This window comes from Albidovulum sp. (assembly GCF_049646345.1).
Lineage (GTDB): Bacteria > Pseudomonadota > Alphaproteobacteria > Rhodobacterales > Rhodobacteraceae > Albidovulum.
Map to the genome: position 1 here is coordinate 1 of NZ_JBARVQ010000617.1, position 3,460 is coordinate 3,460.

Below are 3,460 nucleotides of genomic sequence, written 5' to 3' on the forward strand. Positions count from 1 at the left end.
CGTCCTGGATGCGGGCCGAGGCGCGGCTCAAGACCGAAACGACGGTCACAGACGTCACGACCAACAAGTTTGGCGCGGGCCATGTCATTTCCCTTTGGGCGCAGTCGCAGCACGAAAATATCGTTGATGTTTTCTACAGCCAATTCACCGCACCGACGATCAGCGATGCAGAGGCGGTACAGGTCTATAAGGGCGCGGCATCTACCCCGACGCGGCATTTCATCAGCGATGCGACGCCGGTCAGTTCCGCACTGGCGGCGATGGCCGAAACCCTCATTGATGCAGCGCCGGGCCATAAGTTCTCGGTGATCTTTCAGACCAAGGGCGGCAGCAGCCCGAACGAATTGGTTGATGACGGCAACGCAACCCGGTCCTGGGCGGCGGACAAGGCGCTGCACGATCTGGCCGTTACCGATGGCGCGCATGTTGGTCTGGCGATGTGGCTTTGGTTCGGTTCGCCGGGCAGCGGCTTCGGCGCCAACTATGCAGATGCGATCTTTCCGCTCTTTGGCAAGAAGACCCTGGCCGGAGCCGACGTCACCATTCCCGGCACAATCACCCACGGCGGCGGCAGCTATAACGCCGATCACTGGTTCGGCGAGCTTTATGACTATGCCAAGACCAAATGGGTCTCATCCGGCCCGCACCGTTTCGACATCAATGCCGACATGCAGAACGCCTTTCAAGAGACGGGCGGGGCATTCAATAACTTCTTGGTCAACATGGACGCGGCTCGTGATGCGTGGCGTGCGGCAACGGGCAACGCCAACGCCACCATGTTCCTGCCCGACAGTTTCGAGCATATCGTCTATGAGAATGGCCGCACTGACGGCAGCGGCGGCTGGACGGATCAATCCCACGGCGGTACGGGACCGGACGGCACCGCCCTTCTGGCCCGCAACGTGGCGCTGTCTGCGCTTGATGCGCTGGGAATTACCGCCTTCACCGTGCCAGAGTTCGATAGTTGCACATGGGAAGCCGCCGGGGCCTATGTCGAGGTTGGATCAAGCGCCGGCAACATCACCACAACCCGGCTGGCACGCGGCGATGCGGCGCTGGGAACGACCTTCCCGCATTGGTCCGAGGTCATGGGCTTCTACATCAACGGGGTCCCTGCCGAAAACGCAAGTATCGTGGCGGGCAAGGTTCGCATTCTGCCCAACAGCGGCAGTTTCGTTTCCTCTGACGTGCTGAGCTATGGAGATGGCGGATCGACAGGCCAGCAGCAATATCCCGAAGATATGTTGAACGCGACCTGGAAGAACCTGCCGATTGTCGACGTGGGCGAAGCGACGGTTGACGGTGTTGGATTGCGGCCACGGCCCGCGCCGTCCGTCTTTGCCAATACCCTTGCCGGTGCCGCGAAGTTCACGACGTTGGCCGGTCAAACCACAAGGTTCAAGGATCTGGTCGCCCTGCCAGCGGCGATGCAGCAGATCACCATCTATGTCGATGCGGCGATCGGCGCTGGTTTCAGCGGCGGTCCTTATCTCTTCTCGGTCGAGGGTACGCCAAACCTGCGGATCCAAGTGCTGAATGACGGCAAGTTGCGGTTGATTATGTACGACACGACGGGCACCAACGTCTTCAACGATCTCATCCTCGATACGATCACGGCAGGCAACCGATTCAAGTTCACCTTTTCCATTGATCTGGCGAATACGAATGAGTGCTGGACCACGTTTAACGGGGTGGCGACGCAACGCAACTTTACCGGACGGGCGGCAGGATTTGCTTCGGGGGTGCAGAAACTGCGGTTCCTGTCGGGAATTTTCGACAACCTACCATTTATTGGGGATGTCTACGAGCTGGCGGTCTGGAACGAATATGTCAGCGGCGGCGGAAACCCGGCGAACGACACCAACCTTCGCACCAATGGCCGGATCGTCGGCCCTGCGGCAACGGCGAACGCGCACCCATGGAAGCTGGGCGGCGACACAACATGAGGAACGTAAGATGGTAAAAGTCACCTATGAATCGAACGGCTCCCGTGTTGCCGATGGAATACGGATCACCGAGGTTTCGGGTGGCGGGACCATCTTCAAGGTGATGACCGGGAAAACTATGGACGATATGTCCACGCTCAAGTTCGTCTTTGACGACGAGGAGGTCAATCCCGCGCCGGGGCCTGTGCCGGTCCCGCCGCCAGCGCCCGAAACAGGGCCGGTCCAAGCCCCGCCGATCCTTGGGCAGAATGTCGTTACCACCGGGCCTGACCTTATCGCCGCGATCAAGGCCAAGGCTGCCAGCGGCGGCGAGGTTGTGGCGCAAGGCGATATGGGCGGGGTGGATATTTCCGTGGCCGCCATGGTTCCCATTACCGTTCGATGCGCCGGGGCAAAGTTCGATCATCTGCACCTGAAGGGAAGCCGAAAGATCACGTTTTTTGACGGCGATGTCTGCCCGAAGGTGACGACGCCCGACGTTCCGCTGTTGCTTGCTGATACTGCCTGCGAGGGTATTACTTTTGACGGATTTGAAGTCCGTTCGCATCCCGACGCGCACAACTATCGTCAGTGGACCCAGCAAGAATGGCTGGCCAGAAAGGCATGGGGGGCAAAAATCGCAGGCCGCCATTGCATGTTGATGAATAGTCGTCTGCTTGCGACCCATTTGGGCGCCAATCTGGAAGGTGAGTTGTCGGCGCTGATAAACAACCAAATTCTGGGAAATAGCTACGACTGCATCCGGTTCATCGGCACAACCAAAACATCGTTTGGGATGGCCGTTTCCGACAACTTCATTGCCGATACCTACCTATATGACCCCGCCGCCCACACGGACTTCATTCAACTGTGGACGGTGAAAAATGCTGCAATCACGGCGGAAATGCACAACGGGCTGATCGCAGGTAACGTCATGACGATCCGCGCCACCTATCAGGACGGGCGGGACAGCCAGACCAGCAACATGCCGGTTTCCAACACGCAAGGGATTGGCGTCTTTGACGGTATTTACCAAGGGCTGACCGTTGCCGGGAACATTCTCAACACGACGCACTATATTGGCCTGAAAGCCATGCCGCCGGGGAATGCGTCTTTCTCGAATTCAAGGGTCACAGATAACCTGTTCTTTTCGCCGAACCGGGCGGGGGACCGGGCGCAAATCATGATGGGCGGGCCGGGGCTGCAACACTCAGGCAACCGCGCCAGGATCGTCAATATTGACGGGGTTGAGGACAAAACGCACGGCCTGACGGAAGCAGAAATAGCCGCGCTACAACCGAAATTTATCGTGCCATCTTGGCGTTAATCGTGTGGGCCTGATGATTTTCGCGCCGGGAAACTTCAAGAACGACCCAGAGGGCTATCTGGGCAACCAAGCCGGGCATTGGGCTATCGGGATTGTCGCGACTATGGCGGCTTTCCCGCTTTTCGGCCTTCTGGCGTTCATTGTCGTCGGCGTGTTTTATGGGGTGGTCTGGGAAGGCATTGTCCAGCGATGGGCGCTGCCAATGGAC

General features: G+C 58.8%; 3 protein-coding genes. All 3 read left to right on the forward strand.

The window, feature by feature from the left end; genetic code table 11:
• On the forward strand, positions 1-1,946 hold a 1,946-nt coding region (locus tag WBB85_RS16140), incomplete at its 5' end, for a hypothetical protein (RefSeq protein ID WP_432639619.1).
• 10 nt (positions 1,947-1,956) lie between these two features.
• Positions 1,957-3,252, forward strand: a complete 1,296-nt coding sequence (locus WBB85_RS16145) for a hypothetical protein (protein WP_432639620.1) — start codon at positions 1,957-1,959, stop codon at positions 3,250-3,252.
• Between the two features lie 13 nt (positions 3,253-3,265).
• Positions 3,266-3,460 (forward strand): hypothetical protein (locus tag WBB85_RS16150; RefSeq protein ID WP_432639621.1); only part of this gene is annotated, 195 nt, incomplete at its 3' end.

Excerpts from the sequence above, each read along its gene's own strand:
- WBB85_RS16145 (WP_432639620.1), top strand. The coding sequence starts at position 1,957 with ATGGTAAAAGTCACCTATGAATCGAACGGCTCCCGTGTTGCCGATGGA.